This is a genomic window from Agarivorans sp. QJM3NY_29 (assembly GCF_050870835.2).
Taxonomy (GTDB): domain Bacteria; phylum Pseudomonadota; class Gammaproteobacteria; order Enterobacterales; family Celerinatantimonadaceae; genus Agarivorans.
The window spans coordinates 1,105,001-1,122,994 of sequence record NZ_CP194036.2 but is presented as its reverse complement, the minus strand read 5'-3'; the positions used below and the strand labels follow the sequence as shown (position 1 = coordinate 1,122,994).

Genomic DNA, 17,994 nt, shown 5'->3' with positions numbered 1-17,994 from the left:
AAGTGCTAATTTATTCGCCAATCAAGCTACTTTATCCTCGTACTTTAACAACTCAGGCTCCAATAATGCCACCGAATCAACCAGCACGGTGGTCTCCAAGCGATCGTCCCAGCGATGTAATTCTAATTGTCCATCCATGGTTTCACACAATAGGGTGCAGTTTTCAATCCAATCGCCATCGTTGGCATAAATCAATCCTTGCTGCTGACTCAACTCTGGGTGATGGATATGGCCACAAACAACAACATCAACCTGCTGACGAAGCCCTTCATTCACGACTGCTCTACGATAGCTAGCAATCGCCTGAGTCGCTTTCGCTATTTTCAACTTGATGTATCCCGCCAAAGACCAATAGGGATAACCCAATAGATGCCGAACTTTTCCAACACTACGATTTAAAAACAACAGCAAATCATAGAGGTGGTCACCCAATTTGGCATAAAAACGACCAAAACAAACTTCTTCATCAAACTGATCACCATGCAACATCAGTATTCGATGACCGCTGAGGCTGGTATATAGATACTGCTTAGCAACCACGATACTCCCTATATGCATGCCTTGATAGGCCTTGAATAGTTGGTCGTGATTACCAGGAATATAGACCACCTCACAGCCATTCTTATTCAAGTTCATGAGATGTAATAACACTTGATTATGCGATTCAGGCCAATATACCCGGCGTTTTAAAGCCCAAATATCAACGATATCGCCAACCAAAAATACCCGCTTGGCCTTGGTTTGCTGTAGCAATTGCAACAGCATCTCTGCCTTGCAATCTTTACACCCTAAATGAATATCTGATAGCCATAAGCTTTGATAAAGTTGTGTATTCGCCATACATTAGCCCAAACTTTCCCTGTTAAGGCTAATTTAAGAGACCGTCTTGATCAAAAAGTGACAATTTTATTACCAGAGTATGACAACGCTAACAAAGCACGGCTCTGGTTGCATTGCTTGGTGAACTAAACTCAATTAGTCTATTGTTTAGCAATGCGCGTGATAAATCTTCTCGGAGTACCATAACTCGTGACATCCCCTCCACCTAAAAAGCTACTTTCTATCGCTACTATTGGCGGCGGCAGTGGCCACTTTGTTTTATTGTCAGCCTTAAGAGATAACCAACAACTCGCAATTAGCGCCATCGTATCAATGACCGATAGTGGTGGTAGCACGGGCCGATTACGTGATGAACTCGGTATACTCCCTCCTGGCGATATTCTCAAATGCGTGTTAGCGCTCTCACCCTATCGAGAGCTGGCTCGAAAACTATTGCTAAAACGCTTTACCAAGGGGAAACGACTGACAGGCCATAGCGCAGGGAATATGTTGCTCACCATGCTGTCACAATATAGCGGCTCGTTTTCTGAAGGGATCCAAGGCTTGGCACAAATGCTCGATGTTGAAGGAGAGATACTGCCGGTGACGGTAGACAAATCAACTTTAGTGGCCGAATTGACCAGTGGTGAGCGCGTCTTCGGTGAAAGCGCCATCGATTTACCACGCGGAGACCAGCGAGAAAAAATCGCCAATGTTTTCTTGGTTCCGCACCACGCCGAGCAAGTCCGCGTTTACCCCCCCGTAATTGAGCGGATCAATAGCGTGAAGGCGATTATCCTCGGCCCTGGCGATCTTTATACCAGTATCATTCCTAATTTATTAGTCCCAGGAGTGAAGCAAGCGATGATGAGTAGTCAGGCAAAACTGATTTACGTCAGTAATATTATGACTAAATTTGGCGAGACCGACGGCTACAATCTAGAACAGTTTATCGACGAACTAGAGCACTACCTAGGGCGAGCTCTCGACGTGGTGGTGGTAAACCAGCACATCCCAAATCCAAACATGATCGCCAGCTACAATCTAGAGCGCGCTCAAGTCGTAGCGGTTGATAACCTTGAAGCACTTCAGCAACGCTACCAAGTGATTTACACAGATTTAATTGATGACGATAGTACTATTGTCCGCCATGACTCTGAAAAACTCGCGAACGCTCTTAGTCCTTACTTAAGCGATTTACATCTGCAGCAAGACGCCCTTGAGGTACTAGTAGATCCGCAGATCAAGGTGGGAGCCTCCGGCTAGGGCTGAAGCAGGTATCTGCTGAACCAAATCATCTAAGTGGGCAAATATGGGTTTAAGTGAAGGCTCATATTTGTTTTGCCAACGCCACTGAAAACGCTTGTTCCCTTCGGTCCACAACATCATTTTCTGTGGGCGATGCTGCTCGTTATACACCGAGGCTAATTGTTTTGGCACCTGCTGTAATAAACGATAAACCTCAACACAAATGCTTGAGGACAAATGCTGTACCGATTCACGACTACTGCGATGGTCAACAAAATTTTCATGTACTGAATAATGATAATGCTCACAATCAAGCGTTAAACGAGTTTCTCCAAACGAACTTTGGGCAATAAAGCTTAACTGGAACTGTGGTACCGCCTTGTTAAATAAAATGCCCCCTGCGCTAACGATACCCGCGATCAGCATCATCATCGCCAGCATGATCCAGTTTCTATTATTGCTCAGATTTGGCATATCATGGTTCACCTTGGGTTCTATTGTATTCAAGCTGGTTAACAATTATTTGTTTCCCTGCACATGACGAATGGCAAGTAACTTGTTACATCATTTAAAGGTAGGGGAGAAAGTCGCACTTGCAAAGCTTGTTAATGACAATAAAGATATTAGCGGAAAGGTTAGCGATTTGAATAAAAGGGAATACTCAAATGAAATGAATTACTTAGTTAATTGGCCCAATTTAGGCCTAGAATAATCCCCGTAAAATAAATTTATAAAGAAATTTTATACTGATATTACCACCTCGGCCTTAATTTTTGTTAGAATCGCCGGTCGCCAACAGCCTAGCTAAGTGAACTTATAGAAATGAATGTAAGCCAATATTTTAGTCAGAATAATCAACAATTTGTGTTTAGTCGCCAACAAGCTTGCAACTTTGCAAAAGGTGTTGCAAATGACTTTAACGCAATCCACGACGCTGATTCTTCTCGATTTTGTGTTCCCGGTGACTTACTTTTCTCGGTCATGCTCAGCCAACTTGGGCTAAGCCAAAATATGCAATTTACTTTCGCAGGCATGGTCACCGACGGTGTTCCTTTAAGCATTCTGCAAACCGAGCAACACTGTCAGTTAGTGGATCAAAGCGGTAAGGAATATTTAACAGTAGAGCGCAGTGGTGAAAAAATTAAAGATGATCAGATCATCGGCGACATCATTCAAGACTACGTTCGTTTCTCGGGTCGTAACTTCCCACATATTTTAGTACCTCTGTTAAAAGAACAAGGACTGATGCTCAACCGCAAACGTCCCTTAGTCATATACGAAAACATGAGTTTGCACTTAGACCGCCTCCCTAGCGCCTCTCCGCATTTAGAATTTGCCGGTGGCGAATATATTCCGAATGGCAAGCGTGGTGTAGCGCTATTGAAATTTACCATTTCAGAAAATGGCCAAGCAATAGGGACTGGTCAGAAGCGGATGGTTTTGGGGAGCTTATTACCTTACCAGCAATCTGAAAGTGATCTTTTAATCGCCAACTATGAAGGCTGTCGTCAGGCCTTTCTTGAGCGACAGCAATCAAGTAACAACTCAATTACTTAATGTGGGACAGGGGCAAGGCTGTATGGCTAAACACTTGCTGCAATACGAAGCTTGAACGTACTCCTGTAACTCCTTCGATACGGGTTAACTTCCCCAGTAAAAGTGCCTGATAGTGTTCCATATCAGGCACCACTACTTTTAACTGATAATCAGCGTCTGTGCCTGTCACCAGCACACACTCCATCACTTCTTCATAAGCACTAATAATGTTCTGAAAATTCTCAAAGCGCTCGGGGGTGTGTCGGTCCATAGAAATATGAATATATGCCGTTAAATTCAGATTGAGTTTTTTCTTATTCAGTAGGGTCACATGCTTGGCGATTAAACCTGCATCTTCCAAAGCTTTAACTCTGCGAGAGCATGGAGAAGGCGATAAACCAATGAGCTCAGCAAGTTCCAAATTGCTGATACGCCCATTTTTTTGCATTAAGTCCAAAATCTTTTTATCTGTCCGATCTAAGCGCATACGCCACCCATTATTGTATGTTAATTCATCCTTAGCACATTTCACCCTAATTACACTAAACCATCAACAGTCATTGCAAAAAAACACTCAATTAAAACAATATTAGCAAGCATTCTCCCGTAAATTTTAAATACACTATTTACAGTGAAAAATACAAGGTAACAGCAATTAGTTTACCCACTGATTGTCGTCATAGCATTTATCCAGTGCAACGACCCCCCTCTTAAGGCATCAATCAAGTGCCCACTAAGAGCCAAAGCAAATACCCTTTGCAAAAGTATCGAAACTGACTAAAGGTGGCCTTGGCCACCTTTTTGTTTATTCTTTTAGCAGTTGTTGTATGGCATTTAGTCGATCGCCATTTATTTCATTTTTTTTACCAAATTCGGTTGACTTAAACCGGTAAAATTCGTTTAATAGCGCCCGTCGCCCGGATAGCTCAGTCGGTAGAGCAGAGGATTGAAAATCCTCGTGTCGGTGGTTCGATTCCGCCTCCGGGCACCACCTTTAAAAGGCCTGCATTAATGCAGGCCTTTTTCGTTTCTAAACAAGCTGATTGCTGCCAGTCTCCCTCATATTAACTTTAAAAGCTGCAATGCTCAGCATTGGCTGGAATTAGCCCAGCGGTTCACTTTAAAAGTGCTTCATTGACTCCCCCCGATAAGCTGCTGTTAATTCCACAGCCGAAAGAAGATGTTGACTTTTTGTTAACAAGAAGCTCTACTGGTAAGACCTCTTTAACTAGGAGTCATTATGCTTCCCAGTGTCCGCAAAGCCAACACAACCCTTCGCTTATTTGGGATCTTTAAAGTGCCACTCATCTGGTATTGCCGCCCTAAAATTCTAGCGATAGATGAACAGCAAGTCGTTGTTAAAATCCCCTTAAAACGGCGCACTAAAAATCATCTCAATAGCATGTATTTTGGTAGTTTAGCGGTCGGTGCCGATGTTGCGGGAGGCTTCTTGGCTATTGCCAAAGCAGAACAGTATGGCAAACGGGTTTCCTTGGCATTTAAGGCCGTGGAGGCGCAATTTCTTAAACGGCCAGAGGCAGACGTTATTTTCACCTGTCGAGATGGTGCACTGATCGACCAGATGCTTCAACACACCATGAACAGTGGAGAGAGAGTCAATCAAGCGGTCACTATCATCGCCACCTGCCCTTCTATTAGTGGGGATGAGGTTGTGGCACAGTTTTCATTAACCCTATCGCTCAAGGCGCTTGTATAAGCGGTATTTGGCATCATGTGCATGGCAAGCTGGCTGCAATGCCTCGCCAATGCATTTCTCTGGCTATAGAGCGATATTGGGTGGGGGCATGGAATTAACAACCATAGAGCGTGTTCCCCCTCCCCCAATCTGATGAATGATATGAGTAACTAATTGCGCAGAATAAATCTGCCGATAGTCAGGCATGAAGCGCCGTAACTTGTGGCTCCAATTAAAAGATACATAGCGCAGTTAGCGGTGATTTAAGCTGGCAACAATCAACAGATAATGATTGAGTTTGCTATGAATGAACGTTGCTCAATAGCAGTGTGATGCGCTAACGTTCGCCATGCTAAACCCGCTATACCCCGCTCATTTATACCCACAAGCGCCACGCTGCACTTGACTCATGAATCTAGGCGTGATGTTCTGTTTAGCTTATTTTTATGAATATGTTGGTCCAGTATCAAATCATCACCGAAGCGATTCATTGCCACCGAAGAAAGAGCTTCGCCGCGAGTACCCAGAATTTGATGCTTGGTCGGCCCCAATCACTGCAACCAAAAGGGTGTATTGCAGGTCAAAATGAGCCGCGAAAGATAGCAGTGCTTAAACTTAAAAATGACCTCATAGCAGAACAAGGAAACAAGGTAATGCCATTCAAAGATTTGTTGTTAGCACTGACCGTTGTTTTAGTCTGGGGCTTAAACTTTGTGGTAATCAAAGTCGCATTGTATGAACTGCCACCGATGCTATTGGCAGGCCTGCGCTTTAGTTTGGTCGCATTTCCCGCGGTCTTTCTAGTGAAACCACCTAAAACGCCGTTCAAATATTTATTGATGTATGGAATGGCGATTTGTTTTGGACAGTTTTTACTATTATTTTTAGCCATTCACTTGGGAATGCCTGCAGGCCTTGCTTCGTTGGTTCTACAAATGCAGGCCTTCTTTACTATTATGCTCGGGGTGTGGCTATTATCGGAAAAATTAAGATGGAATCATATTGTTGGTATCATCACCGCAAGCCTTGGGATGGCCTTACTGGCTGATGCAAGTTTAAGCACAGCAAACTCAAGCGGGATCCCTCTAATTGCTATCGTACTTACACTCGGAGCCGCACTGTCTTGGGCTTTGGGAAATATTAGCAATAAGCTGATCATGCGCGATGCAAATGTGTCGATGTTATCTTTGGTGATTTGGAGTGCCTTAGTCCCTATTGTGCCTTTTTTCCTTTGTTCTTTTATATTTGAAGCGCCGCAGATCAACGCTATTCAACTAACGAAAATTAGTAGCAAAACCATCTTTGCTTTGATCTATCTTGCTTTCATTGCCACGATCATCGGCTACGCCATTTGGGGAAGACTACTGAGTCAATATGAAACCTGGCGGATCGCCCCTTTAAGCTTATTGGTTCCAGTTGTAGGCATTCTAAGTGCAGCATTATTGTTAGGAGAAACACTCAGCGCGGGGCAACTCTTAGGCGCGCTCATCATTATCCTCGGCTTGCTGCTGAACATATTTGGTGGCTACATTAAGGGGGTACGACGGCTTAGCCCCAAATAAGCCCCAAGCTCAACAAATTCCTCAAGCAGCTCCTTCTACAAGCTTGACGTTTTACAGCGATTTAAATTGGTGGTCTTGGATTACGACTCACGATAATTCAAGTAAAATGTGAGCCTCCCAATCCCCCCTTGCCTCAGCGCAGACATAAAAATAGTGATTCTATCTCGCTCCCTGATCGTTTGTCTGCGCTCTTATTCTCATGTTGTCTCCAGCAAAGCCAAAGTTTTAGGACGACAGTAAAGAACAAACCATTAAACACAAATGATTTTAATTCGTATTCGCATTGTGTATAGTAAGCCTTCTTAATTTGTTCCACAGGATATGGATAGAGCCTGACACTATGAAAATACTCAATCGCACTCTTATTGCCAACGCCGTATTACTCAGCTTAAGCCCCGCAGCTTATGCTGAAACCGCCAGTACTGTTTTCGATGAAGTCGTGGTATCGGCCACTCGAACCGAACAGAGCATTAAAGATATTTCTTCTAGTGTGAGCGCGGTTGGCTCTGAGCAACTAGAGCAACAAATGGCGAACAACCTAAAAGATAGCGTACGTTACGAGCCTGGGGTGAGCACCACAGGCCAAGGACGCTATGGTACGACCGGATTTAACATTCGAGGGATGGAAGGAAGCCGTGTAAAACTCATGGTAGACGGCATTGAACAACCAACCCCCTATAATCCTGGTGGGGAAGTTATGAACAAGGGCCCTAATAGCTACGAAATTGACACCCTCACCTCTCTAGAAATTAACAAAGGGCCAGCCTCAAGCCTTTATGGGAGTGATGCACTGGGTGGTGTTGTGCTACTAAGGACCAAAAACCCTGAGGATGTCCTTGAGCCTGGCAATACCAATCATGTAGCACTGAAAGGTGCTTATAGCAGCGCCGACGAAGCCTACAAAACCACCATAGAAATCGCCAAACGATACGATAAATGGGAAGGTTTAGCTATTTACACCTATCGCGATGGCAGTGAGTACCAAAGCCATTCTTCTGGTGCTGATATAAATGGTCGTGACCGCGGTCAGGCGGATCCCTACAGCTTTGATTCACATAACTTATTGGCAAAAATAAATTTTCAGGCAAATCAAGCGCATAAATTTGGCTTAGTTGCAGAACTATATCAACGTCAAGCTGAGGGCAGGATCCTCAGCAATGAAGGCTATGGCATGTCGCCAAGCTTTACCTATACCAATGTGAGATCTGATGACCAAGATACTCGGCTGCGTCTGGGCATAAACCATACCTGGTTAAGTGAAAACGTCGCCTTCGATAAACTATTTTGGCAACTCAGTCATCAGCAAAGTAAAACCGAACACAATACTTTTGATACGACGGGGATCTACGGCAATCGTAACCGCGAACGGAATGGCGAAGACAGTAGCCTTCAGTTTGATGCTCAGTTCGATAAAGAATTGGTATTTGAGTATGGAAGCCACCAACTCAGCTATGGCTTAAGTGCTATCAATAGTGATTTTGAGCTCGACTATCGCACTCACTTATTCGATTCCGGCACCGTTAGCCCGGGAGAACCAGAAGTGCCAAATGCCGAGTCAGAAAAATACGGCGTATTTGTTCAGGATAATATTTATTTACTCAATGAATCACTGATCATTAGTGCTGGCCTGCGTTACGACGACTACACTGCAAAACCCAATGAGACGAGTGGTTTGATAGAGCATAACAGCGATGCACTGACCGCTCGATTAGGCGCAGTGTATCATTGGAACCAGAACTTCAGTTCCTTTGTTCAATATAGTGAAGGCTTTAGAGCGCCCTCTATCAAGGAACTATATTACGATTTTGACAATGCAAGCTACGGCTACGCCATGGTTTCTAATCCGGAACTAAAACCTGAACAAAGCCAAAGTTATGAACTAGGTTTGCGAGCGAATAATGCCGTCTCAACCATCGAACTAGTTGGCTTCTACAACGACTACACCGACTTCATTAATGCTTCGGTAGACTATAGCAACCCAAGCTATCCTGCAGGGATCACAACGAACGAAAATATTGATGAAGCTGAAATATACGGCGTAGAATTCAAGGGTAACTATTGGTTAGATGAAGCTTGGGGTGCTCCAGAAGGCAGTTATAGTCGAATTAGTGTTGCCTATGCACAAGGGAAGAATAAGCAAGATGGTAGCGCACTGGACACGGTTGCACCGCTGACTATCGTTTGGGGTTTAGGCTACGATCAACCACAAGACCTTTGGGGCAGCGAACTGAACCTAACCATGGTCGCCGCGAAGCAAGGGGATGATTGGTCAAATGAAGATAATGCCAACGCGCCAGGTTATGCCTTAGTTGATTTAACCGCTTACTACCAACCTCTCGAAAAGCTCACGTTACGTGCGGGCTTATTTAATGCCTTTGATCAAAAATATTGGCATTATTCTGACCTCGACGGCCAAGATAACGACGCCCAAGGACTGGATCGTTATAGCCAGGCAGGCCGAAATTGGGGAGTTGATGTCGCTTATCAATTTTAAAACCCCTAGCTGATGATTACAGGCTGTGTTCCAATATGAACATAGCCTGTATCCATTAGGCATTCAGAGTCTCTGTTACCGCGTTCAATACATCTTCCAACTGTTGCTCTTCAATATTCAAGAAGACTAACAAAGCATCATAAATGTCTTGCCATACGGCTTCTTCACTACTAACGCCCAACTTTCGATAAGCGCAGATACGAGCTATTTTCAAAATGGCTAACATCACCAGTGAGGATTTACCCAACTCCTGTGAACTAAACAGACCATCACTATCATGTTGGTAATAAATGGCTTCCACCATAACCTTTGGTAAATTCCATTGCTGCGCGATCAGAGCCGCTACCGTGGCGTGGGATGTTCCATATTGCTGACGCTCGGCATTCGCAAAATTAGCCCAGCCCATATCATTCGCCTGAACCAACAAAGCTTCGTAGTCCGCAAAAGAATGCAATAAGGCAGGTACGCCCGCTTGATGAAATAATCCCAACATATAAGCATTGTCTTTCGCACTTTCGAACCCTAACTCTTCAGCAGCGGCCGCAGCGCTAGTCGCTAATAAATTAGCCTCAAGCCAAAATGCATCTAAAGCTTTAGACTGTGGCATCGCCCCCTTAAGCGCCACCGCTTTCACAATAGGAAAAACCCGATTAATTCCCAAGGTCATCACGGCTTGATGGATCGACTTAATTTCGTGGCTACGACGAAATGCAGCTGAATTAACAATTTGTAGTACCGCCCCCGAGATCGCAACATCACTCGCAATGGCGTCGGCGATAGTTGCAACATGAGGTTCTGATTTTTTTGTTTCTTGAGTAATCGTTAACAATACCTGGGGGCGAGGCGGAATAGTTAAATCGGCTAAAATCGCTTTCTCAGCGGCTGTAATGGTTAATGACATACCGTCTCCGGACTTATACGATGGGTCTCGTTGCTGTGGGTTTTCTATAAAAGATCTAAACAAACTTAGTTCATTTACAGTTATATAAAATCTGCTTCAGCGCTTCAAGACCAAGTTGCTGAGTCAATTTAATATTGGTCTCGGGGATCCCTTCAGGATCAGGATGTAAACGGCTTAAACGGGTAATGGTTTGCTCTCGGATTAAATGCAGCATCGGATAAGGAGAACGATTAGTATAGTTACTGGGATCGTCTTTGGACGCATTCGCAAAACAATAATCAGGGTGAAAGCTCGCCACCTGGTATACACCGTTATAACCTTGCTCACCCAACAAACCTTCGGACCAATCAACGAAGTCCAAATAATCATAAAAATCACTTAACTGAGGGATAATAAATAAAGTGGTCTCTATTTCAGGCTGAGTATCCAGGATTTGACACTCCTCCAACAATGTCGCTAATTGCGCCTCAATATCGTCGCTATCGACAATTTTGTAACGAATAGAACCACGTTCAACTTCACGCTTCGCAAAGGGGCAAATATTGTATTTCACCACAAAAGATTGCAACCATTGATGCGTCTGCTGCTGTATCGCTGACACGAGTTGCGAACCGCCGCTAATCGTAGAACCTGACATGCCGTTTCCTTAATCTTGGCAAATAAGCACGCATGAAGTTATATCTAAATCACCCTTGTTACAACTCTAAAAAAGCCAAATACAGCTAAATTAAAAAATTAAATAGGGTGAGATTTGGCGTAGTCAACTAACCAGTCGGCCAACATGAGTACTCGTTTAGCTCGAAAACGGGCCGGGGGAAAGACCATCCAAAGAGGCTGACTATCGGCTTGCCAATCTTCTAATACCGCTTCTAAACGTCCGCTCTGTATCGCATCACGCAAGTACATCTCATGGCTGCGGATTAAACCGAAGCCCTGTAAAGCAGCTTGCTTTAATACATGCCCATTGGCACACGCAAAGGCCCCATTTACACTCACCGAGATCCGCTGTTGGCCCTGAACAAAAGGCCAATGCGTGAGACTTCCACACAAGCATTGATGCGACTTTAACTGCTCAGGATGCTGAGGGCGTCCATGTCGACGCAAATAGGCTGGACTCGCCACAACATGGCTCGCTAAATGCGCTAACACTCGAACCGGTAACCCCGAGTCTGGCAATGCCCCCATCCGAATAACAATATCAAAAGGCGCGGCCAGCAAATCTTCGCGTTGCGAAGATAAATCCAACTCCAGCTCAATATTGGGATATCGCTGACCAAAAGCTAACAAAGCGCCCGCTAACCACTGTTCGGCAAAAATGCCACCGACGGAGTTAATCACCACCTTTCCCTGCAACTGCTCCTGAGATTGCTGCGCGACCAACGCCCCTTGTTCCAGCTGTTCAAGGGCTAGCCGACAACTATGATAATAGCTTTGTCCGGCTTCTGTAAGACGCAGTTTACGGGTTGAACGAAACAGTAATTGCACGCCTAAACGTGCTTCGAGATCACTGATTCGCTGGCTTACACTCGCTTTAGAGCGACTTAGCTTTTCAGCCGCGGCGGTAAAACTGCCCGCGTCCACTACGGCCACAAAATCAAGCACGCCAGCAAACATATTACCCCCATTTAATGAACAATATTTCTGAATATTAGTAAAATATATAATAACAAAAGCACGGTAAACTCAAGCCACGCAACCCCATTATGAGAGCAACGACATGCATAGCAGAATTCTTGGAAAAAGTAGCTTAACATTAACTGAGTTAGGCTTGGGATGTTGGCAATTAGGTGGCGATTTTGGCCCAGTGAGTGAATCGCAGGCCCAGCAAATTCTGGATCAAGCATACGCCAGTGGGGTGCGCTTTTATGACACCGCCGACGTTTATGGCTCGGGGCGAAGTGAGCGATTACTCGGCCAGTTTGCCAAGCAACACCAAGACGTCATCATCGCCACTAAAATTGGCAGGGACGCCGCTCTATTTCCCGATAAATATCATAAGCAAGGCCTACAAAAAGGCATTGAAGCAAGCCTCAAGCGTTTGACAGTCGACCAGCTTGATCTGGTCCAACTACACTGTATTCCGCTGCCAGTACTACAAGATGGTGAAGTCTTTAGTTGGTTACAAGACTTTAAACAGCAAGGTTTAATTCGCCATTATGGAGCCAGTATCGAGTCTATGACTGAAGCTAAACTATGTCTTGCCGATCCTCAGCTTACCAGCCTTCAGGTGATTATTAACCTGTTTCGCCAAGAGGCGCTAGTTGAGCTACTTGAACAAGCAGAACAGCAACAAGTCGGTATCATCGCTCGACTCCCCTATGCCAGCGGGCTGCTCAGCGGAGCCGTCACTGCGCAACGACAATTTGCCGAGAGTGACCATCGAAATTACAACCGAAATGGAGAGGCTTTTCATGTAGGAGAAACCTTTGCAGGCTTACCACTGGATAAAGCCTTAACGCTGGTCGCCCAACTACAACAGTTGCTACCGATCAATATTAGCTTAGCCGAAGCCGCAATCCGCTGGCTGCTCGATCAGCCCCAAATCACCAGCGTGATTACCGGTGCAAGTAAACCACAGCAAATCGCGCAAAATGTAAGTTATGCAAATCGGGCACCATTGCCAAACGAGTTACACCAAGATCTCGCAACATTCTATAAGACTGAAGTGAGTCCTTGGGTACGCGGAAACCGTTAACCGAAACAGACTCCGCAAAGTAGCGCACAAGCAAATCAGCTTCGCAGTGACTAATTCACCGCGAGGCTCAGCTGTAATACTTTTTACGCTCAAGCAACAGTAAGTCTGTAAATCTTTTTATCACAGCCAATCATCAGGCAACTAGCCTAATCAAACATGAGGACCTTATAAACAAGCCCGATCACTCGCTCTATAACAGTCTGTTCAGTGACTACATTTAGATACAGGCTCCTGAAAAAAGAAAAAATTTTCTTACCACTAATCTTGACACTTGAGACAAGAAAAACTAAGGGCTGTCATCTTTTAGTAAAAAAACCATGTTATAGCTGCTTAGCGGATAAGGAAATGGGAGTAAATCAGCTTATGCAACAGGACTTACAGCTAGAATTTAATCGGATTGTTGATGAAGGAGAAATAACAACCGTTTTCCAAGTGATTTGGGACCAGAATAATAATCGAATCCTAGGTTATGAAGCACTCACTCGCGGTCCAAAACATAGCTATTTCCGACATCCAGTGATTCTTTTTGAATATGCTCGACAATTTGATCGCTTACAAGAACTGGAGCTAGATTGTGCAATTTTAGCCAAACAACAATTCAGTAGGATGCGGTTAAAAGGCGCCTTATTCATTAACTTTTCTCCTGATACCTTATTGGCTATCTACCATCGACAGGGAACTTCAGCATTTGAAGCCCTGCGTAGTGACGACTTAAAGCTAGTTATCGAATTAACCGAACATCACCCCATTAATGTAGACCAAACCTTATTAGCCTGCATCACCGAATTAAGGAACCTCGGTATCAAGTTTGCCCTTGATGACTTTGGAGCGGGTTACGCTGGCCTCAAAACTTGGCTACAAATAGCACCTGAGTACTTAAAACTCGACCAATTTTTCTGTAATGAATTATTACATGACAATAATATCCCACTCGCTATATCCAGCATATTAGAAATAGCCAAACAAATAGGTAGCGAGGTCATTGCCGAGAATATCGAAAATGCAGAACAATACCAACAACTAAGCAACTTGGGACTCGGTTATATGCAGGGCTTCCATATTTCGCGACCAAGTGGTCGCCCTAAGGAGCAACAAACCGCCCCAGAGCGACCCAACCACAATGAACTCTTAACAGCCTTCTCATTGGCAAAAACGGTCACCGTTGTCTCTCCAGATATGTCGGCAAAAGAGCTACTCAACACCATGCTCGAGGATAAACAAATGACCAGCTTACCGGTGGTCGATCAGCAGTTACGGGTATTAGGCTTAATCAAAAAAGAAGAGCTTTTATCCCGTTATTCCAGCCCCTATGGACATTCGCTGAATTACCGTAAATCAGTAGCCGACTTAATGGATGCCAAACCCCTTATCATTGAGAGTGATACCAGCCTTAGCGAAATCGGTAGAAGATTAACCCAACATACTGCAAATGGCTTAGATGCCGCTTTTATTATTACTCAACAAGATAAGTACCTTGGACTTGGTCTCGCGGTTGATGTGATGCGCAAATTATCTGAATACAAATTGCAACTTGCCAGATATGCAAATCCACTCACCTTGCTACCTGGGAATGTGCCCTTACAGCGCAGCCTAAAAAACTTAATTCAGATCGGCAAGCCCTTCGATTTAGCCTACTTTGATCTGAATAATTTTAAGCCTTTCAATGACTGTTGTGGTTATGAACGTGGCGACCAAATGATAAAACTAGTCGCTGAATTGCTAAGGACTCATCTAAGTAGCAAAGCTCATTTTATTGGCCACCTAGGCGGAGATGATTTCATTGTCATTTTCATAGAAAATAACTGGCAGACAGCAGTAAGGCAACTCTTGGCAACTTTCGAACAACGCAGCAAAACACTCTATCGCCAAAAAGATCTTGACGCACAAGGGATCATTTCAAAAAACCGTGAAGGCCATGAATGTTTCTTTCCGTTAATCGGCTTAGCCGTTGGAGTGACAAGTTGGTTAGCTGAATATAAACTAAGCATAGAAGCACTCAGCGAAGCCGCGAGTCGCGCGAAAAAAGCGGCCAAACAAAATAACAGGTCCAGCCTATATATCGATCAAGCGGTAAGTTTAACAAGTAATTACGGCTAAAGCCTAAAGGCATTCTAGAGCAAACTATACGCGGTTAAGCAGAAAACTAACAACCTTATTATAGGCAATAAAAAAGCCCTACTCTTAAGAGCAGGGCTTGGTTATTTGGTGCCTAGCAGTGACCTACTTTCACATGGGGAGACCCCACACTATCATCGGCGCAGTTGCGTTTCACTTCTGAGTTCGGCATGGGTTCAGGTGGTGCCACAACGCTATTGCCACTAGGCAAAACTTAACTCTGAACAAAAAGGTCTAAGCCAAATAGCGTTAATTCAGAGTAAAAAACCCAGCACATAGCTGGGTTTTTAAAATAGGTGCCTGGCAGTGACCTACTTTCACATGGGGAGACCCCACACTATCATCGGCGCAGTTGCGTTTCACTTCTGAGTTCGGCATGGGTTCAGGTGGTTCCACAACGCTATTGCCACCAGGCAAAAACTTGTTGTCTTTAACATTCGAAAAAACTGATATATCCCACGAGCATAACAAGCACTCTTGGTTCTAAAATAAAGTATCTATAAGCAACACCCTTTAGGTGTTGTATGGTTAAGCCTCACGGGTAATTAGTACAAGTTAGCTCAATGCCTCACAGCACTTACACACCTTGCCTATCAACGTTGTAGTCTCCAACGGCCCTTCAGAGGACTTTAAGTCCTAGTGAGAATTAATCTCAAGGCCTGCTTCCCGCTTAGATGCTTTCAGCGGTTATCAGTTCCGAACGTAGCTACTGGGCAATGCTATTGGCATAACAACCCAAACACCAGCGGTTCGTCCACTCCGGTCCTCTCGTACTAGGAGCAGCTCCCTTCAATTCTCAAACGCCCACGGCAGATAGGGACCGAACTGTCTCACGACGTTCTAAACCCAGCTCGCGTACCACTTTAAATGGCGAACAGCCATACCCTTGGGACCGACTTCAGCCCCAGGATGTGATGAGCCGACATCGAGGTGCCAAACACCGCCGTCGATATGAACTCTTGGGCGGTATCAGCCTGTTATCCCCGGAGTACCTTTTATCCGTTGAGCGATGGCCCTTCCATACAGAACCACCGGATCACTATGACCTACTTTCGTACCTGCTCGACGTGTCTGTCTCGCAGTTAAGCTGGCTTATGCCATTGCACTAACCGTACGATGTCCGACCGTACTTAGCCAACCTTCGTGCTCCTCCGTTACTCTTTGGGAGGAGACCGCCCCAGTCAAACTACCCACCAGACACTGTCCGCATCCCGGATAACGGGACAACGTTAGAACATCAACACTACAAGGGTGGTATTTCAAGGTCGGCTCCACATCATCTAGCGACAACGCTTCAAAGCCTCCCACCTATCCTACACATGTAGGGTCAATGTTCAGTGTCAAGCTGTAGTAAAGGTTCACGGGGTCTTTCCGTCTAGCCGCGGGTACACCGCATCTTCACGGCAATTTCAATTTCACTGAGTCTCGGGTGGAGACAGCTTGGCCATCATTACGCCATTCGTGCAGGTCGGAACTTACCCGACAAGGAATTTCGCTACCTTAGGACCGTTATAGTTACGGCCGCCGTTTACCGGGGCTTCGATCAATAGCTTCGCTTGCGCTAACCACATCAATTAACCTTCCGGCACCGGGCAGGCGTCACACCGTATACGTCATCTTTCGATTTAGCACAGTGCTGTGTTTTTAATAAACAGTTGCAGCCAACTGGTATCTGCGACTGCCGTCAGCTTAGGGAGCAAGTCCCATCACCAACAGCAGCGTACCTTCTCCCGAAGTTACGGTACCATTTTGCCTAGTTCCTTCACCCGAGTTCTCTCAAGCGCCTTGGTATTCTCTACCCAACCACCTGTGTCGGTTTGGGGTACGGTTTCGTATAATCTGAAGCTTAGAGACTTTTCCTGGAAGCAGGGCATCAACCACTTCATCACCTTAGTGACTCGTCATCAATCCTCAGCCTTAGACACCCGGATTTTCCTAAGTGTCCAGCCTACAACCTTAAACGCGGACTACCAATCGCCGCGCTGGCCTAGCCTTCTCCGTCCTCCCATCGCAATTATACGAAGTACAGGAATATTAACCTGTTTCCCATCGACTACACTTTTCAGTCTCGCCTTAGGGGCCGACTCACCCTGCTCTGATTAACATTGAACAGGAAACCTTGGTCTTTCGGCGAGGGGGCTTTTCACCCCCTTTATCGTTACTCATGTCAACATTCGCACTTCTGATACCTCCAGCAATCCTTACGAATCACCTTCAACGGCTTACAGAACGCTCCTCTACCGCACTTGCAAAGCAAGTACCCGTAGCTTCGGTGCATAGCTTAGCCCCGTTACATCTTCCGCGCAGGCCGACTCGACCAGTGAGCTATTACGCTTTCTTTAAATGATGGCTGCTTCTAAGCCAACATCCTGGCTGTCTAAGCCTTCCCACATCGTTTCCCACTTAGCTATGACTTTGGGACCTTAGCTGACGGTCTGGGTTGTTTCCCTTTTCACGACGGACGTTAGCACCCGCCGTGTGTCTCCCGGATAGTACTTAGTGGTATTCGGAGTTTGCAAAGGGTTGGTAAGTCGGGATGACCCCCTAGCCTTAACAGTGCTCTACCCCCACTAGTATTCGTCCGAGGCGCTACCTAAATAGCTTTCGAGGAGAACCAGCTATCTCCCGGTTTGATTGGCCTTTCACCCCCAGCCACAAGTCATCCGCTAATTTTTCAACATTAGTCGGTTCGGTCCTCCAATTGGTGTTACCCAATCTTCAACCTGCCCATGGCTAGATCACCGGGTTTCGGGTCTAATCCCAGCAACTATGCGCGCAGTTAACACTCGGTTTCCCTACGGCTCCGCTATTCGCTTAACCTTGCTACTGAAATTAAGTCGTTGACCCATTATACAAAAGGTACGCAGTCACCCCACAAAGAGGCTCCCACTGCTTGTACGTATACGGTTTCAGGTTCTATTTCACTCC

General features: G+C 45.3%; 13 protein-coding genes, 1 tRNA gene and 3 rRNA genes (1 of these 17 running past the window's edge). 8 read left to right on the top strand and 9 right to left on the bottom strand.

Going from position 1 to position 17,994, the window contains the following annotated elements:
• Positions 1 to 21 precede the first annotated feature (21 nt).
• Positions 22 to 840: a UDP-2,3-diacylglucosamine diphosphatase gene (locus ACRRS0_RS05130; protein WP_432454268.1), complete on the bottom strand. Its 819-nt coding sequence runs from the start codon at positions 838 to 840 to the stop codon at positions 22 to 24.
• Between the two features lie 189 nt (positions 841 to 1,029).
• Between ACRRS0_RS05130 and ACRRS0_RS05125 the strand changes: the two genes are divergently transcribed.
• The gene (locus ACRRS0_RS05125) at positions 1,030 to 2,085 is read left to right on the top strand and encodes a gluconeogenesis factor YvcK family protein (RefSeq protein ID WP_432454269.1); all 1,056 of its coding nucleotides are present in this window, start codon (positions 1,030 to 1,032) and stop codon (positions 2,083 to 2,085) included.
• Here the strand turns inward: ACRRS0_RS05125 and ACRRS0_RS05120 are convergent.
• Entirely contained in the window at positions 2,047 to 2,541 is a 495-nt protein-coding gene (locus ACRRS0_RS05120) for a hypothetical protein (protein WP_432454270.1), read from the bottom strand. The two genes, ACRRS0_RS05125 and ACRRS0_RS05120, sit on opposite strands and share 39 nt — an antisense overlap.
• 348 nt (positions 2,542 to 2,889) lie before the next feature.
• Between ACRRS0_RS05120 and ACRRS0_RS05115 the strand changes: the two genes are divergently transcribed.
• Positions 2,890 to 3,624 (top strand): DUF3581 family protein, encoded by a 735-nt coding sequence (locus ACRRS0_RS05115; RefSeq protein ID WP_432454271.1) that lies wholly within the window; start codon positions 2,890 to 2,892, stop codon positions 3,622 to 3,624.
• Here the strand turns inward: ACRRS0_RS05115 and ACRRS0_RS05110 are convergent.
• Positions 3,617 to 4,090, bottom strand: coding sequence for an Lrp/AsnC family transcriptional regulator (locus tag ACRRS0_RS05110; protein WP_432454272.1), 474 nt, complete (start codon positions 4,088 to 4,090; stop codon positions 3,617 to 3,619). The genes ACRRS0_RS05115 and ACRRS0_RS05110 overlap by 8 nt on opposite strands.
• 428 nt (positions 4,091 to 4,518) lie before the next feature.
• On the opposite strand from ACRRS0_RS05110, the gene ACRRS0_RS05105 reads away from it, so the two are divergent.
• From ACRRS0_RS05105 to ACRRS0_RS05090, 4 genes are all read left to right on the top strand, one after another.
• Positions 4,519 to 4,594 (top strand) — tRNA-Phe (locus ACRRS0_RS05105).
• A 249-nt stretch (positions 4,595 to 4,843) separates the two neighbouring features.
• On the top strand, positions 4,844 to 5,320 hold the full coding sequence (locus ACRRS0_RS05100) for a PaaI family thioesterase (protein ID WP_432454273.1): 477 nt from the start codon (positions 4,844 to 4,846) through the stop codon (positions 5,318 to 5,320).
• 632 nt (positions 5,321 to 5,952) lie between these two features.
• Positions 5,953 to 6,861, top strand: a complete 909-nt coding sequence (locus ACRRS0_RS05095; protein WP_432454274.1) for an EamA family transporter — start codon at positions 5,953 to 5,955, stop codon at positions 6,859 to 6,861.
• A gap of 340 nt (positions 6,862 to 7,201) precedes the next feature.
• Complete coding sequence (locus tag ACRRS0_RS05090; protein ID WP_432454275.1) at positions 7,202 to 9,355, top strand: TonB-dependent hemoglobin/transferrin/lactoferrin family receptor; 2,154 nt, start codon at positions 7,202 to 7,204, stop codon at positions 9,353 to 9,355.
• Between the two features lie 55 nt (positions 9,356 to 9,410).
• Here ACRRS0_RS05090 and ACRRS0_RS05085 read toward each other — a convergent pair whose 3' ends face one another.
• The 3 genes from ACRRS0_RS05085 to ACRRS0_RS05075 all read right to left on the bottom strand — a co-directional run bounded on the left by ACRRS0_RS05085 (position 9,411) and on the right by ACRRS0_RS05075 (position 11,870).
• Positions 9,411 to 10,256, bottom strand: coding sequence for an HDOD domain-containing protein (locus ACRRS0_RS05085; protein ID WP_432454276.1), 846 nt, complete (start codon positions 10,254 to 10,256; stop codon positions 9,411 to 9,413).
• 70 nt (positions 10,257 to 10,326) lie between these two features.
• On the bottom strand, positions 10,327 to 10,893 hold the full coding sequence (locus tag ACRRS0_RS05080) for a DUF1415 domain-containing protein (RefSeq protein ID WP_432454277.1): 567 nt from the start codon (positions 10,891 to 10,893) through the stop codon (positions 10,327 to 10,329).
• 98 nt (positions 10,894 to 10,991) lie between these two features.
• Complete coding sequence (locus tag ACRRS0_RS05075) at positions 10,992 to 11,870, bottom strand: LysR substrate-binding domain-containing protein (RefSeq protein WP_432454278.1); 879 nt, start codon at positions 11,868 to 11,870, stop codon at positions 10,992 to 10,994.
• 103 nt (positions 11,871 to 11,973) lie between these two features.
• Between ACRRS0_RS05075 and ACRRS0_RS05070 the strand changes: the two genes are divergently transcribed.
• Together ACRRS0_RS05070 and ACRRS0_RS05065 are read left to right on the top strand one after the other, a co-directional pair.
• Complete coding sequence (locus ACRRS0_RS05070) at positions 11,974 to 12,951, top strand: aldo/keto reductase (RefSeq protein WP_432454279.1); 978 nt, start codon at positions 11,974 to 11,976, stop codon at positions 12,949 to 12,951.
• A gap of 345 nt (positions 12,952 to 13,296) precedes the next feature.
• Entirely contained in the window at positions 13,297 to 15,048 is a 1,752-nt protein-coding gene (locus ACRRS0_RS05065) for an EAL domain-containing protein (protein WP_432454280.1), read from the top strand.
• A 110-nt stretch (positions 15,049 to 15,158) separates the two neighbouring features.
• Here ACRRS0_RS05065 and rrf (ACRRS0_RS05060) read toward each other — a convergent pair.
• The 3 genes from rrf (ACRRS0_RS05060) to ACRRS0_RS05050 form a co-directional block, all read right to left on the bottom strand.
• Positions 15,159 to 15,274 (bottom strand): 5S ribosomal RNA (rrf, locus tag ACRRS0_RS05060).
• A 90-nt stretch (positions 15,275 to 15,364) separates the two neighbouring features.
• Positions 15,365 to 15,480: ribosomal RNA gene (rrf, locus tag ACRRS0_RS05055) — 5S ribosomal RNA — on the bottom strand.
• 110 nt (positions 15,481 to 15,590) lie between these two features.
• A 23S ribosomal RNA gene (locus ACRRS0_RS05050) occupies positions 15,591 to 17,994 on the bottom strand (it continues 484 nt past the right edge of the window).

Bases quoted from the DNA above. Each gene is read 5' to 3' on its own strand.
- ACRRS0_RS05130 (WP_432454268.1), bottom strand. From the start codon at position 840: ATGGCGAATACACAACTTTATCAAAGCTTATGGCTATCAGATATTCAT.
- ACRRS0_RS05120 (WP_432454270.1), bottom strand. From the start codon at position 2,541: ATGCCAAATCTGAGCAATAATAGAAACTGGATCATGCTGGCGATGATG.
- ACRRS0_RS05115 (WP_432454271.1), top strand. From the start codon at position 2,890: ATGAATGTAAGCCAATATTTTAGTCAGAATAATCAACAATTTGTGTTT.
- ACRRS0_RS05110 (WP_432454272.1), bottom strand. From the start codon at position 4,090: ATGCGCTTAGATCGGACAGATAAAAAGATTTTGGACTTAATGCAAAAA.
- ACRRS0_RS05100 (WP_432454273.1), top strand. From the start codon at position 4,844: ATGCTTCCCAGTGTCCGCAAAGCCAACACAACCCTTCGCTTATTTGGG.
- ACRRS0_RS05095 (WP_432454274.1), top strand. From the start codon at position 5,953: ATGCCATTCAAAGATTTGTTGTTAGCACTGACCGTTGTTTTAGTCTGG.
- ACRRS0_RS05090 (WP_432454275.1), top strand. From the start codon at position 7,202: ATGAAAATACTCAATCGCACTCTTATTGCCAACGCCGTATTACTCAGC.
- ACRRS0_RS05085 (WP_432454276.1), bottom strand. From the start codon at position 10,256: ATGTCATTAACCATTACAGCCGCTGAGAAAGCGATTTTAGCCGATTTA.
- ACRRS0_RS05080 (WP_432454277.1), bottom strand. From the start codon at position 10,893: ATGTCAGGTTCTACGATTAGCGGCGGTTCGCAACTCGTGTCAGCGATA.
- ACRRS0_RS05075 (WP_432454278.1), bottom strand. From the start codon at position 11,870: ATGTTTGCTGGCGTGCTTGATTTTGTGGCCGTAGTGGACGCGGGCAGT.
- ACRRS0_RS05070 (WP_432454279.1), top strand. From the start codon at position 11,974: ATGCATAGCAGAATTCTTGGAAAAAGTAGCTTAACATTAACTGAGTTA.
- ACRRS0_RS05065 (WP_432454280.1), top strand. From the start codon at position 13,297: ATGGGAGTAAATCAGCTTATGCAACAGGACTTACAGCTAGAATTTAAT.